At 57.5% G+C, this 14,377-nt stretch carries 10 protein-coding genes; 9 read left to right on the top strand and 1 reads right to left on the bottom strand.

What is annotated here, in order from left to right:
* Positions 1-78 precede the first annotated feature (78 nt).
* Complete coding sequence (locus tag EC9_RS05455; protein WP_145343055.1) at positions 79-1,440, top strand: DUF1598 domain-containing protein; 1,362 nt, start codon at positions 79-81, stop codon at positions 1,438-1,440.
* 463 nt (positions 1,441-1,903) lie between these two features.
* Positions 1,904-2,098, top strand: a complete 195-nt coding sequence (locus tag EC9_RS05450; protein ID WP_145343053.1) for a hypothetical protein — start codon at positions 1,904-1,906, stop codon at positions 2,096-2,098.
* A 68-nt stretch (positions 2,099-2,166) separates the two neighbouring features.
* Here EC9_RS05450 and EC9_RS05445 read toward each other — a convergent pair whose 3' ends face one another.
* Positions 2,167-2,805, bottom strand: a complete 639-nt coding sequence (locus tag EC9_RS05445) for a response regulator (protein WP_145343051.1) — start codon at positions 2,803-2,805, stop codon at positions 2,167-2,169.
* 399 nt (positions 2,806-3,204) lie between these two features.
* Between EC9_RS05445 and EC9_RS05440 the strand changes: the two genes are divergently transcribed.
* From EC9_RS05440 to EC9_RS05410, 7 genes are all read left to right on the top strand, one after another.
* Complete coding sequence (locus EC9_RS05440) at positions 3,205-4,644, top strand: sigma-54-dependent transcriptional regulator (RefSeq protein ID WP_145343049.1); 1,440 nt, start codon at positions 3,205-3,207, stop codon at positions 4,642-4,644.
* A 552-nt stretch (positions 4,645-5,196) separates the two neighbouring features.
* Positions 5,197-5,997 (top strand): leucine-rich repeat domain-containing protein, encoded by an 801-nt coding sequence (locus EC9_RS05435; RefSeq protein WP_145343047.1) that lies wholly within the window; start codon positions 5,197-5,199, stop codon positions 5,995-5,997.
* Between the two features lie 460 nt (positions 5,998-6,457).
* Positions 6,458-6,715: a hypothetical protein gene (locus tag EC9_RS05430; RefSeq protein WP_145343045.1), complete on the top strand. Its 258-nt coding sequence runs from the start codon at positions 6,458-6,460 to the stop codon at positions 6,713-6,715.
* Positions 6,716-6,874: 159 nt separating this feature from the next.
* Entirely contained in the window at positions 6,875-7,933 is a 1,059-nt protein-coding gene (locus EC9_RS05425; RefSeq protein ID WP_246105968.1) for a DUF3500 domain-containing protein, read from the top strand.
* A gap of 143 nt (positions 7,934-8,076) precedes the next feature.
* Positions 8,077-11,364: a transcription-repair coupling factor gene (gene mfd, locus EC9_RS05420; RefSeq protein ID WP_315852313.1), complete on the top strand. Its 3,288-nt coding sequence runs from the start codon at positions 8,077-8,079 to the stop codon at positions 11,362-11,364.
* Positions 11,365-11,529: 165 nt separating this feature from the next.
* Positions 11,530-12,681, top strand: a complete 1,152-nt coding sequence (locus tag EC9_RS05415; RefSeq protein WP_218934599.1) for a peptidylprolyl isomerase — start codon at positions 11,530-11,532, stop codon at positions 12,679-12,681.
* 302 nt (positions 12,682-12,983) lie between these two features.
* Positions 12,984-14,336, top strand: a complete 1,353-nt coding sequence (locus EC9_RS05410; RefSeq protein WP_145343039.1) for a hypothetical protein — start codon at positions 12,984-12,986, stop codon at positions 14,334-14,336.
* Positions 14,337-14,377 lie beyond the last annotated feature (41 nt).

The raw sequence follows: 14,377 nt of genomic DNA, 5'->3' as shown, positions 1-14,377 counted from the left end.
AGCGATGAAGGTGGCTTTCCCGTGATGATGATTTCAAATTCGCACATATCGCTCCGCACACGACTCTTGAGTGCGTTGATGACGGTAGTTTTTGCTGGCCTGCCGCTTACCGAGGCCTACTCTGGCGACGGTGGGGGCGACAACGACAACGATCAGAATTTCAATCAGGTTGCGGGGATCGAGATCGACGCCGCGGGAGTCCTGCGCGTTCGTGAGTTCTCGCCCGAACTGACGCGGCAGCGAATCGCGGCCGCTCGACAGCAATTGCCCCCCGATTTGGCGCGACGCAGCCCGTTGCGAAAGATCTCGCTGCAGCGGCTCGAACAAGCTGTCGCCGCCAAGGTGGAAGCGGGCGAAAAGGTCCCCGAAGATATGCTTGCTCTCGCCGGTCTGACCGGTGTTGAATACGTCTTCTTCTACCCCGAAGAAGGGGAAATCGTTCTGGCGGGACCTGCCGAAGGCTTCGTCCAAGACGCCAGCGGACGTGTCCGCGGCATCGACACCGGCCGACCTGTCGTCCTGTTGGAAGATCTGGTCGTCGCGTTGCGAGCCTTTCCGCCACACGAGAAATCAAATGCAGTAATCAGCGTCTCGATCGACCCCACTGAAGAGGGGCTACAGCGGATGCAGCAGTTCCTGGCTAGCGTTCGCGGCCGAGTTCGCCCCAGCGACGCGGCTCGCTTGGCTGCCGGGCTGAAGGGGACGATGGGAATGCAAAACGTCAGTTTCAAGGGCGTTTCGACGTCGACACACTTCGCTCAAGTGCTGGTCGAAGCCGATTACCGCATGAAATTGGTAGGTATCGGGCTGGAGAAACTGCCGGTCGGTCTGCTCAGCTATGTCGATCGGGTCCACCCGCGGCAAGTCGCCGCCAACGCGATGGAACGCTGGTACTTTGTTCCTAATTACGATTGCGTTCGCGTCAGCGAAGACGAAAACGCGATGCAGTTGCTCGGCAAAGGGGTCAAGTTGATCGCTGCGGGTGAACGCGTCGGGAAGGGAGGCGAACGCGAAGCAACGCGTGGCGTCAACAAAGCGAGCCAAGCCTTCTGCCAGGACTTCACCAACAAATTCGAAGAGATTTCGCGGACCGTTGTCGTTTACGCACAACTGCGTAACCTGATCGACGTTTCGATCGCCGCGGCCTACATCCAAAAACAAGACTTCTACGGCCAAGCGGGCTGGGAAATGCCAGTCTTTGGTTCCGAACAAGCTTTTGCTGTCGAAACCCGCACCGCACCGGTTCAAGTCGAAACGGCTGTCAACGCGATCTGGCGTGGCAACACGCTGATGACTCCCCTTGGTGGCGGTATCAAGCTGCAACCGCGAGTTGCACTCAACAGCAGCCGGATCCAACCCGACAGCGAAGGACGGGCGGCTCAAGCCTACAAATCGCAGCGGACCGATTCGCTGAAGCCCGGCCAATGGTGGTGGGACTGATCCCGATCCCGATCCCTTTGGGATAACCAATTGCCAAGCAATGCATAAGACTAGCCTCTCTCAGAGGCTAGTCTTTTTTATTGGCTCGATGCCGAACCGACTTCCCGAAATCTAAAGGAGCGCCGGTGCATCGACTCGATCCGTGCATCGATTGCATCCGAGAATCGCTCCGATCAGGGCATCCAATTTCAGGGAATTCCGTGTTTCAACTAGAGGCATCCCCCAGCAAACGCTAGCGGCTTGTCGGTTTAGTCACAACGAGCTTCCTTGCATTAGCCGTTTGGGCGTTGGCACCAGTTTAGTGGCAGCGGAACCGGGGCTTACGCCCAATCGGCTGATTAAACCGAAAAGCTGCTTACGCCGGTTACTTTGACCACTCGCTTGCGCTTCGTGCTGGTATTTTCAGGCGGGGCGAGCATCAATCAAACGAAAAAAGCTAGCTTCCAATCGGAGCTAGCTTTTTTTGTTATCCGCTTTGGCGTCCCATCGGCAGCACCGCTGCGATGCGTCTCCGCTGTCTGCGGGGCTGGAATGCATGGGGACGGTCGATCTGCCGCAGGGCGACAGTTGGGAATCGAGCAAAGAGACGGAGTTGGCCAGCTTGGATGATCGAAGCTGGCGGCAACCGCTGGGGCCGCGGCAACCGCTGGGACCCTGACTGGACCACTTGTCGTATCGATTCAAGTGATCCGTGGGGCAGAGAATTTCAGCCGTTGCGGTCTGGGCTTAGGCCAGTCCCATCTTGACGGCACGAACTGCCGCGTCGGTCCGATCGGCAGCATTCAGCTTGCGCAAAATGTTCTGCACGTGCTCTTTGACCGTTTCGACACTGATGTTCAACGAACGACCAATCTCTTTGTTGCTCAAGCCCAGAGCGACGTGTCGCAGGACTTGAACCTCGCGAGCGGTCAACGGCACGTCCATCGGAGGTGCTTCTTTCCCCGAACGCGACATCGCTTCGCCGATCTTACGCAGCAAGCTGTCAGTGGAGGGTTCTTCGCCGCTAGCGGCACGCTTAATGGCGTCCAAAAAGACCGAACGCGAATCTCCTTTGAGGACGTAATCGTTAGCCCCCAATGCAACCGACCGGGCTACGTAGGTCGGATTATCATAGGTGCTGACCATTACGATCGGCAAATCCGGGTGGCTGGCACGAAGTGTTTGCAGCGTCGAAAGCCCATCGTTGTCGGGCATACGAATGTCCAACAAGACGGCGTCCGGCAGCTTGCTGCTCATTAACTCCAGCCCCTCCTGTCCGGAAGCCGCGCTACCAACGACCGTGACTTCAGGGCCCGACAGCAAGCTGGTGATGCCACTACGAACCACCTCATGATCATCAATAATTACAACATCCAAACTTTTCATGACTATTGTCGCCTTCGACTGGGGCTAATTTTTACGGGGAATATAACAGAATAGGGCGTACATCAACCAGCGATCTGATTTGCGATTTCGCGTGAATCGCAACTGGAGCGTGTTTTTCCGCCAATAGATGGTAGAGAAGAGTCAACCTCAGCGAATGTGTGCGTAATTGCACACCTCCTAATTAACCTTAGCAGTCTTTTGCTTTGGAAGTGGCGGAAATAACGGGATTTACAACAAAATGAGGGCCTCCGTTGCGTTCGGGCGACGTGGATGTTGTCTTTTTGACGCACCCCGATTTGCGACCTAAATACTGGAAAGAAGTTTTCTTTCGTGCTGATTGCATCCCTGGTTCGTTCTCCATTTGCTTGCTGGCACTCTATTTCGCATACAGGTTCGCCGATGACCTTGAATCCCAAGCTGCTGTTAGTCGACGACGATCGACGTCTTGCCGAATCGATGGCCGATTGGCTGCGATACCAACAATTCAGCGTCGACCAAGCCCATTCGTTGGCCACCGGCCGACGCGCGATTCAAGAACACAGCTACGATCTGTTGCTGTTGGATCTACGTTTGGAAGACGGCGATGGTTTTGAATTGATCGCCGAAACCAAACGGCGTCAGCCCGATTGCGCTATCCTGGTTCTGACCGGCTACGCGACCCCCAGTACTGCGATCGAAGCGGTAAAAGCGGGGGCGTTTGATCTGTTGACCAAGCCGTTGGTCGACGAAGAACTCTCCCACGCCCTGGAACGGGCGCTGGCCCAGCGGAACATCGAAGCGGAAAACGAACAACTGCGAGCCCAGTTGGACAGCCGCTTTGGCCTGGAACATATCCTCAGCCACGATTACCGAATGCTGAAGATCTTCGACGTGATCGATAGCGTCGCCGACGCCCGGGCTTCGGTTTTGATCACCGGGGAAAATGGAACGGGTAAATCGATGATCGCTCGCGCCGTTCACAAGCGGAGCAATCGCCGCAGCAATCCCTTTGTCGAGGTCGCTTGTGGGGCGTTGCCCGACAATCTGCTGGAAAGCGAATTGTTTGGACACGTGATCGGTGCCTTTACCGGCGCGACGACAAACAAGATCGGAAAATTCAAACAAGCCGACGGGGGAACGATCTTTCTGGATGAGATCGGGACCGCGTCTCAGGCTTTCCAGGTCAAACTGCTTCGCGTCCTGCAGGAACTGCAATTCGAACCGCTCGGCGGCACCGAGACCGACACCGTCGATACCCGCGTGATCCTGGCGACCAATGAAAACCTGAGCCATGCGGTGACCAGCGGCCAGTTCCGCCAAGACCTTTTCTATCGCGTCAATGTGATCAATATCGAACTGCCGGCGCTGCGAGAACGGGCTGGCGACGTCCCCCTGCTGGTCGACCACTTCCTCCGCGAAGTCTGCGAAGCGACCGGCCGCGATGTCCAAGGTTTCGATCGCGATGCACTGGCGACGCTGCAAGCTTATTCATGGCCGGGCAACGTTCGCGAACTCGAAAATGTCGTCGAGCGGGCGGTGTTGCTAGCACGCGATTCGGTCCTCACCCGACACGATCTGCCGCCGCAATTATTGGCCAGTTCCGGGCAACCACAATCGGTGATCGGCAGCGTCGCGTCGTCAGGAATGCAATCCAACGATCCCGACCAGCCACAGACGCTCCGCGAGGCGTTGGAAGAACCCGAACGACGAATCATTCTGGAATCGCTGCGCTCGCACAACTGGAATCGGGCCGCAACGGCCGACACGTTGGGCGTGAATCGGACGACTTTGTACAAAAAAATGAAGCGGCTGGGACTGGACGATCCACGCTTGCAATTCATGGGTGCGGAAGCTCATTAACCCAGTATTTTACAATCTCAACCCACTCGCCCCCAGTTCCTTGTAATCCGCCTGGCGACCGTCGCTCTACGCTTTTCTGTTGCTTTACGGCCAATCCGCGTTGACACGTTCGATTCGATCTTGGTAATTGCCATTTCTATCGGACTACCACCCCCGTGGTGGTCTGTTCGACGATCGATAAGAAAGCCAATTGAAGCTGTGCCGTTACAGTTGTCGGATTGCGGGAACTGACAACTGCCATCCCTCCGGGGATGGAGCAATAGCCAACTGGGACCCTATCTGGGTCGAGGGTCCCATGCGGTGCTTCGCGGCAGAGCTTTACTGAGCACCGGGGCGTCGCCAATGCGTCGCCTCGGTGCCAGAGAACAGCGGAGGGCGGTTGCCTGTGAGCATTCACAGACAACCGCCCTCTTTTCGTTGCGCTCCCACCTCTCGGTTCTCTGGCTAGAATGGGCGAAGTCCTCTTTCGATCGTTCTTCGTGGCGCTGCATCCTTTATAAGTGAAGGTTGCAGACCGAATTCCCCAGCTCTACGCAACCGCCCCCACGCCTTATGTCTTCACCGAATTGTTCCCGCACGCAACGGGCCAGCGTCTGGCGAACCGAGCCTCGGCTCTTGTTCAGCGGTGCAGCGCTAAGCCTAGCCATCATCGGCTGCAGCCCAAGCTCTCCCCCCGCGGATTCTCGCGACCCGGCTGCCGATACGATTCGCGACTCGCAAACCGATCCGTCGACGTCCGAGCCAACCTTTGCTCAACAGATCGCCGACGTCCAAGCGTCGCAAACCACGCGGATCGACGTCATCACAAAGATCACCGCTTCGGATCTCCCTCAGCTTTCGAACCTCGATTCCCTGACCGATCTTTTGATCGATGGAGGCGTTGTCACCGACAAGGGGCTCGCCGCGATCGCCACCTGCCCCAACCTCAAGCACCTGCGGCTGCGGTTTTCGCCGATCAGCGACGCTGGGATGCAGCAGATCGCTCAAATGGCAGAGCTGGAAATTTTGAATCTACCTCAGTCGCAGGTCACCGCGGCGGGGATCGCCGAACTGAAACAGCTTTCCAAATTGCGGCAACTGCGGCTCGGTTCGACTCACGCCACCGCAGCGATCTGCCAGCCGATCAGCGAACTAACCGGCTTGCGATCGTTGCACCTGATCGACATTCCCGTCGACGATGAAAATCTGCTGCGGCTAGCCGATCTGAAGAGCCTGCGTTCGCTGTACATCGACGGAGGCCGCGTCACCGATGCCGGCTGGCAAGCGATGTTCGAAAAACGCCGCGACCTGCACATTCACATCGATCAAACCCATCACGACCTCGACCCCGGCAAACACGATCCGGATCATTGAACATAGATGCAACAAACGGTGTTTTGGCCGCAGTGAACTTCACGGAATCGGAGCGTCTCCCGAGGCTAACAGAGACGCTGGTGGAGAACGAAGAATTTGATTTCGCCACAGAGGCCGCCGAGTTCACGGAGACAACACCTTAAACTAGAAAATCAAAGACTCATTGCCCTCTGAGTGCTCGGTGGCAAAAAGTCGCTACGGAAATCTCGGGAGCGTGCCACCATGCCATCGAATCCCCCAGAGCTATTCAGTGTTTCAATTTGAGGTATCAGCCCTGCTGGGCGGTGAAGAAAAGTGGACCGCGTGCCCACGCCAGGGCGTACAATACATTGCAATTTTGATCATAAAAGTTGCTGAATGGCGATCTATTCGACTCCGAGAAACCCGCTAAATCACGCGAGACAGATCAAACGCAAGGTGGCGGCTTGCCCTGGTCAAGGTGTAGACAGCGAGAAATCAAATGACTGAATATCGATTTCGAGTGGTGATAAACCACCAGGTAAAGAGCGAACACGAGATGCTGGATTTGGCGGACCGTCTAGCGGCGGCGGGGTGTGATGACGGTCATCTTGGCGGCCATGCCGAAGGGGTCGAAGTTGTGTTTGATCGCGAAGCGGAGTCACGCGACGAAGCGATGCAGTCAGCCGTAAAGCAGATCGAAGAATGCGGACTGATCGTGAAGCGTATCGAACTGGACAGGGAAGTGCTTGCCGCGTAGTCCCTTCCTGTCGTTCACGATTGACGAGCGATGCGGATACAGGATCGTCGAGCAACAGGGGCATCCCCGTTTTGCATTGCAGCCGGCGGGCGAATATCATACTCGCTGGCCATCCCGGCCTCCCACACGATCCATTCACTCCACCACGGACCCGCCAATATGCGCAACCCTCGACTCTTCTCACGCCTCTCCCTGATCACGATGCTCTGTTTCGGAGGGCTTTTGGCGACAGCAACCGGCGCGATCCTGTTGCAAGCAAACTCCGGCGGTGCGGCGATGGTTCAATCGGCCAACGCCTTCCTGAGCACGCTGGACGACGCTGCAAAATCGAAGGCGCTGTTGGCTTACGATGCAGCCGAGCGGACGAAGTGGCATTTCATTCCGATGCCAACGCGGAAAGGGCTTGTGATCCGCGACATGAACCCAGCTCAAAAAGCTGCCGCGCTGCGATTGCTGCGAGCGGCGCTCAGCGAATCCGGGTACGAGAAGTCGCGACGGATCATGTCGCTGGAAGCTGTCTTGTTGGAATTGGAAGGTCCCAAAAGCAAGGGCCGCCGCGATCCAGAGAAGTATTATGTAACGTTGTTCGGCGAACCGAGCGACACGCAACCGTGGGGCTTCAGTTTTGAAGGGCACCACATGTCGTTGAACTTCGTCGTCGAAGGGGGCAAGATCGTCGACTCGACGCCTCAGTTCTTCGCCAGCAATCCCGCCGAGATCAAAAACGATGTCAGCGGCCCGCTGAAAAAGGGAACCCGCGTGCTGCGTGACGAAGAGCAACTGGCCTTCGATTTGATGGCTTCGCTGCAGTCGAGCCAACGCGAAAAAGCGATCTTCGCCGCCGAAGCCCCCGCCGAGATCAGCGACGCGGGCGAACCGCAACCGACCGCGCCAAAGCTGGTTGGCATTTCGTACGCCTCGCTCAACGGACAGCAACAAGAGATGTTGCGCTCGCTGGTCGATGTCTACATCGATTCGATGACCGCCGAAGTCGCTGCCGACCGTCGTCAGATCATCGATAACGATGGCTGGAACGACGTCCACTTCGCTTGGGGCGGTGCGTTGAAGACCGGAATCGGCCACTACTACCGCGTCCAAGGCAAATCGTTCCTGATCGAATTCGTCAACACGCAGCCCGATGCGGCCGGCAATCCAGCCAACCACATCCACTGCGTTTGGCGCGATCTGACCGGCGACTTCAATTTGCCAGCAAAGTAGTCTCCGCCGCCACGGGCCCTGCGACGGCGGCTGCGGCCGCCATTCTTTTTCGCCGCCCTGGATGTTTTCTCACCGCGATTCGTTATCTTTAAATTCGCAAGGTACACGAATCGCGAGGTGCGGTTATTCCCACGGAAGATTCGGTGCCCGTTGCCAAACCGGCGAAACGGGCACCTCGATCGAAGATCAAAACGCTTGCTCAACTTCCCCCCGCGATCGCGCGGCGGCGCCCGGTTGCCGCTGCGCTGAAGCGTTGGAAACCAGGCGAACCGCTCTGGATCCAAGGCGTCTGGAGCGGCACGGCTTCGCTGTTGACCGCCGTTCTGTGCCAGCACACCCGCCCGCTGTTGGTCCTGACGCCCGACGGCAGCGCCGCCGATCTGGTCGCCGCCGACCTCGAATCGTTCGACATTCCGAGCGCCCTGACGCTCCCCTTCAGCACCGCCGAAGGGACTCCCGAGTCGATCCAAGACCAGGATTACGCCCGCCGTTTGCAAGTCCTGCAGCAGTTGCGAGCCTGGCAGCCCGGCGGCGTCCCCGATGTCGTCACCGCCCCGATCACCGCAGCGATCCAAGGCGTCCCGTCGCCGGAGAAGCTGGAACAATCCAGCCGCACGCTGAAGGTCGGCCAACGGATCGATGTCGACGAACTGCGACAATGGCTGGCGACCGCTGGATTCCACGCCTCGACCGCAGTCGAACTGCATGGCGAATTCAGCATGCGCGGCGGGATCCTGGATGTCTTCGCCCCCGATCACCAGCATCCCTACCGGATCGAATTGTTTGGCGACGAGATCGATTCGATCCGCTCGTTTGATGTCGCCAGCCAACGCAGCATCAACAATGTCCCGCAGTTTGAATTTTCAGCGGTCGACAGTGGCAGCCATTCGTCGGGAACGTTGATGCAGCATCTGCCGGCGGAGACGGCGATCGTGATCGTCGATCCCGAGGCATGCAAGAAATCGATCGACGCGCTGCTGGCTCGCACCAGCCATCACGACGACTACCTTTCCTGGAACGACCTGCTGGTCCAGTGCCAACCGTTTCGAATCGCGATGGGAACGCAGTTAGCCGAAGCCGGAACCGACCAAGTGTTGGACCTGCACAGCGTTTCGGTCGATGGATTTGTTGGAGACCTGGAATACATCACGCGGCGGATCGACCAAGTTGCGGCCGACCAACAGGTGATCGTCGTCGCCGACACGCCAGCCGACAATCAACGGATGAGCGAACTGTTGATCGGGACCGAGGTCGCCAAGCGGGGCAAACTGAGTTTCCAAACCGGTTCGCTCGGGGGCGGTTTCCAGATCGACGATCCCGCGGTCCTGGTCCTGACCGGTGCCGAACTGTTCCACCGCACGCCGCTGCGACGCGTCAAAGCCCAGGTCCGCAGCAAACCGATCGACGGCTTCCTGCAACTGCATCCGGGCGACTTGGTCGTCCACCTGTCCCACGGCATCGGACTCTACCGCGGCCTGGAACTGCTGGAAAAGCACGGCCAAAAACTGGAACACCTGGCGATCGAATTCGACGGCGGCACCAAGATCTATGTCCCGGCGACGCGGATCGGGCTGATCCAACGCTACATCGGCGGCAACAAGAGTCGTCCACGGCTCGCAAAAATCGGCGGCCAATCCTGGACCAAAAACAAGAAAGCGGCTGAGTCGGCGGTGACCGACATGGCGTCGGAACTGTTGGAGCTTCAGGCGCAGCGGTCGGCGCGTCGCGGGATCGCGTTTCCATCGGACAGCAATTGGCAGCGGCTGTTTGAATCTTCATTCCCTTACACCGACACGCACGACCAAGCCCTGGCGACGATCGCTTTTAAAGAGAGCATGGAATCGACACAGCCGATGGACCGCTTGATCTGCGGCGACGTCGGGTTTGGCAAAACGGAAGTCGCGATGCGGGCCGCCTTCAAAGCTGTCGATGCCGGTTATCAAGTCGCCGTCTTGGTCCCGACAACGGTCTTGGCCGAACAGCACTACCAATCGTTCACCAGCCGGATGGGCGAGTTCCCTTTCGATATCGGCAAGCTCAGCCGGTTTGCCAGCCCCGAAGAACAGCGAGAAACGCTCAAAGGGATCAAGTCGGGGCGAGTCGATATCGTGATCGGAACGCACCGCGTCGCCGGAGCGAACGTCAAGTTCAACAACTTGGGCCTGGTGATCATCGACGAAGAGCAGCGGTTCGGCGTGCAGGTCAAAGAACGGCTGAAGACCAAACACAGCAACGTCGATGTGCTGACGATGTCGGCGACACCGATCCCACGAACGCTGCACATGGCGATGGTCGGCGTCCGCGATATCAGCAACCTGGAGACACCGCCCGAAGATCGCTTGAGCGTCGAGACGCGGGTCACGCGGTGGGATGAGAAACTGATCCACAACGCGATCGTCCGGGAACTCAACCGCAACGGCCAGATCTATTTCGTCCACAATCGCGTCAACGACATCCACCAAGTTGCGGAGAAGCTGAAGCGGATCGTCCCGCAGGCGAGCATCGTCGTCGGGCATGGCCAGATGAACGAAAACGACCTGGAACAGGTGATGGTCGACTTCATCGCTCGCAAGTTCGACATCCTGCTGGCGACGACGATCATCGAGAGCGGTCTGGACATCCCCAACGCCAACACGATCTTCATCGACGAAGCCGATCGGTACGGGCTGTCGGATCTGCATCAATTGCGGGGCCGCGTCGGTCGCTACAAACATCAAGCGTATTGCTACATGATGATCGACGCCCACAAACATCTAAGCCCCTCGGCGGCGAAGCGGATGCGGGCGATCGAAGAATTCAGCCAGATGGGAGCTGGATTTGCTATCAGCATGCGGGACCTCGAAATTCGTGGTGCCGGAAATCTGCTGGGCACTCAGCAGAGTGGCCACATCGCCGCGATCGGATACGAACTGTATTGCCAGTTGTTGGAATCGGCAGTCCGGCAGATGAAGAAACTGCCCCCTAAACTGTCGGCCGACGTCGATGTCGATCTACCGATCGAAGCCTATCTGCCAGAGGACTATGTCCCCGATCTGCGGCAGAAGATCGATCTCTATCGGCGGATCGCAAGGATGGAACAGTTCGACGAATTGCAGGAGATGCGCGAAGAGCTGTTGGATCGCTTTGGCCCGCTGCCGATCGAAGTCCAACGGATGATGGAGATCGCGGAACTGAGGTTCGACGCGGCGATCTGGCAGGTCAGCGAGATCCGCATCGACGGCGATTACCTGGTCCTGCAATACACCGACCGCAGCCGGATCGAACAACTAAAGCGTCAAGCCAATCGGCCGGTTCGAATCGTCGACGATCAACAAGCGTATGTTCCGGCATTGATAGCAAAGTCGACCAAGGGCAAGCCTCAACCGGCCGCGAACAACGCCGCGGAGATCGACTGGTTGGAACTTGCCAGATCGATCTTGCACTTGGCCTAGCGACGTCTTTATAAGCCAACAGTAACCCATCGCCCACCGTCAAACTGCACCAGTTGCACCGGTCGATTCAGCGGCGTGGCTCGCATTATTGCTGGCCCTCGGTCGATGGCGATACGAAAAGCACAGTTTCAACTGGTCGCTGCGAATGGAATCGCGGAGTTCTCCATGATTGTTGGTTTGAAATATTTCTCAACGCTCGCACTGCTGGCAAGTCTTTGTCTGAGTGGTTCGTGGGCTGTTGCGCAGCCGCCCGGCATCGCATTCTCCGATGTCGAACTACCTTCGGAACCGACGGCGATGGTCGCCAATGTCGATGGCGTGCCGATCCTGTTGCGCGATGTTGCCGAAACCGTCGACAACAACATTCAACAGATCATCGCCAGTTCGGGGCGTAAACCGAGCCCCGAAGAACTGAAGATGGCCCGGACGACGCTGATCCGCCGCGAGTTGCGGAAAGAGATCCAAGGCAAGATGATGTACCGCGCGTTCGTGCGGAAGATGACTGGCACTCAGCCCGAGGACAAGCGGGCGGAGATGGAACAGTCGATCACGAGTAACGTCCGCAAAATGTTCTACGAGCAACAGCTGCCCAAGCTGCTCGAACAATACAAACTCGACACCGTTTCCGAAGCTGATGCGATGCTACGGAAGAGCGGTTCGTCGTTGGAACAACAAGAGCGTCGGTTTGTCGAGAGCATTCTCGGCCAGGAGTATATCCGTGGCGAAATGGATAAGGATCCCGAGATTCCATTGCCCGACATGAAGTTCTATTACGAACAGAACACCGAAAAATTCAGCCGCAATGCGCGGGCCCGCTGGGAACAACTGACCGCTCTGTTCTCGCGATTTGAAACCAAACAAGAAGCCCGCGACGCGATCATCCGAATGGGCAACGAAGCCTACTACGGCGGTAACGTTCAAGCTGTCGCCAAGCGGTTGTCGCAAGAACCATTGGCCGACGAGACCAGCGGCCTACACGACTGGACCAACAAGGGCAGCCTCGCATCGGACGTCCTCGACCAACAGATCTTCAGTCTTCCGGTCAACAAGTTGAGCCAGATCATCGAAGACGACAACGGATTCCACATCATTCGCGTTCTGGAACGCGAAGAGGCGGGGATGCTTTCGTTCGCCGATGCTCAGGAAGAGATCCGCAAAGTTCTCAAAGAGAACATTCAACAAGAACAACAGAAAAATCTGATCACCGAATTGGAACGGAAGATCCCCGTTTGGACGATCTTCCCCGACGATGTCCCGCAATCCAAACCTTTGGAAAGCGCCGCCGTCGCATCGGCCGAAACCAAATCGCTGCGCTGAGTCGCCAGGCCAAATCACGGATTGAATTTGGGCACTATTGGTAACCCGACGCGTAAGCGAGGCACCGTGTAAATTCCTCGCTTACGCGTCGGGTTACCATTTTTTCAGACACGCTAGTCTGAAAAAGTGAATAGCCCTGGTTGAGTTGCGCCGCCCGATCAGGCCTCCTTCAACCTGCTTCTAAGATCTGCAGGGAGCGCGCTGCAGCGTATCGTGCCCCTTTTCATCGAGCCACCTTATTTCCTGATATAACAATCGCCGGCATTTAAAAATTGCGAGGCGATGAAAACGAGGTAATCACGGTGGGCGAGCAGAAAAGCAAACGGGGACGCAACGTGGCCATCGCGTTGGCCGCGATCGGATTGGCGGGATTTCTCATTCCCTGCGCGGGAATCTTGACTTGGAGAGCGAGCTCCAAAGCGAAGCTGGAAAAACAGCTCGACCGTATACGAGCCAACGGACAACCGACGACGGCGGCCGAACTGTCGAAGCATTACGTCCTTCCAGCCGGCGCCGAAGATACGACGCAGCTGTGGATCGACGCCTGCACGCCTTTGGATACCAAACAATTTAGTACTGCAGCTAGCGACCTGCCGATTGTAGGTGCGGATGGCCCCGATGAAATTCCGCTGCCAGGCATGCCGTGGAAAGAACAGGCGGCAGTGGAACAATTGCTGGCCGACTACGCCGAATCGATGCAGTTGATGCATCAGGCGACAGCGATCGGCGGCGATGCCCGGTTCGATCACGATTTCACACGAGGTATCGAACTGCAGCTCCCTCACGTCCAAAGCCTTCGCAGCGGAGCGCGGATGCTTAAACTGGAAGCTCACACCAATGCCCACCATGGCGACGCAGCGGCGTGCCTCCAATCGCTCGAAGCGTTGTTTACGATCGGCCGCGCTATCGAAAACGATCCGATCCTGGTCTCTCAGCTGGTGATGATCGCAATGGACGGCATGGCGGTCCATACAACGGTCGATCTGTTGCCGCATCTCCAGTGGAACGATTCCCAACTGCAACGTCTGCAATTATTGGTTCGGCAACCCAACTATCTCGATTCGGTCCGCAACAGCCTGTTGGGCGAACAGGTGTTTGTGATGCATGCATTCGAGAACCCGATAGCGATCGACGGTGAACGTTCGGTGCTCCCCGGCTTACCGTTTTTTCGTGCGGGGGATCAAGCGTTGTATCTGGAACTGATGGGAGATTACACCGAAGGGCTGAAAGTCTCGTGGTCAGAGAGTTTCCGAGCGGCTGACTCGGCTCAAACAAGGCTGACGGAGGCCACTAAAAGTCCAATCCACGGAATTCGATTTCTGCTGACAACTTTATTCTTCCCCGCCTTAGAAGCTGTCAACACTGCGGGGGCGCGAGCCGATTCCTATGCAAAGCTGGCCGATGTGCTGATCGCTGCGGAGCGCTACAAGCTCGCGAAATCCGAGTACCCTAAAACGATCGAAGAAATGGTCCCCGCCTACCTGCCCAGCGTGCCGATCGATCCGCACGATAACGCTCCGGTTCGCTACGCTCTACGCGATGGGTACCCGATCGCCTGGTGTGTCGGCGTCGACATGGTCGACGACGGCGGCATCGGTGGCGACAAAGCGGAACCGGACGTCGCATTGACGCTCAATCCTGAGAAAGAGGATTGATGGGATGCGCTCGGTCGGCTGAAGCCTCGCCTACAACACTG

It is taken from the genome of Rosistilla ulvae, from assembly GCF_007741475.1.
In the GTDB taxonomy this organism is placed as follows: Bacteria; Planctomycetota; Planctomycetia; order Pirellulales; family Pirellulaceae; genus Rosistilla; species Rosistilla ulvae.
The sequence above is the reverse complement of the archived record's forward strand: the minus strand, read 5'-3'. Positions and strand labels throughout refer to the sequence as shown.

Coding starts and splice junctions, on each gene's coding strand:
- EC9_RS05445 (WP_145343051.1), bottom strand. CDS start 2,805: ATGAAAAGTTTGGATGTTGTAATTATTGATGATCATGAGGTGGTTCGT.
- EC9_RS05435 (WP_145343047.1), top strand. CDS start 5,197: ATGTCTTCACCGAATTGTTCCCGCACGCAACGGGCCAGCGTCTGGCGA.
- EC9_RS05455 (WP_145343055.1), top strand. CDS start 79: ATGACGGTAGTTTTTGCTGGCCTGCCGCTTACCGAGGCCTACTCTGGC.
- EC9_RS05415 (WP_218934599.1), top strand. CDS start 11,530: ATGATTGTTGGTTTGAAATATTTCTCAACGCTCGCACTGCTGGCAAGT.
- EC9_RS05440 (WP_145343049.1), top strand. CDS start 3,205: ATGACCTTGAATCCCAAGCTGCTGTTAGTCGACGACGATCGACGTCTT.
- EC9_RS05425 (WP_246105968.1), top strand. CDS start 6,875: ATGCGCAACCCTCGACTCTTCTCACGCCTCTCCCTGATCACGATGCTC.
- EC9_RS05430 (WP_145343045.1), top strand. CDS start 6,458: ATGACTGAATATCGATTTCGAGTGGTGATAAACCACCAGGTAAAGAGC.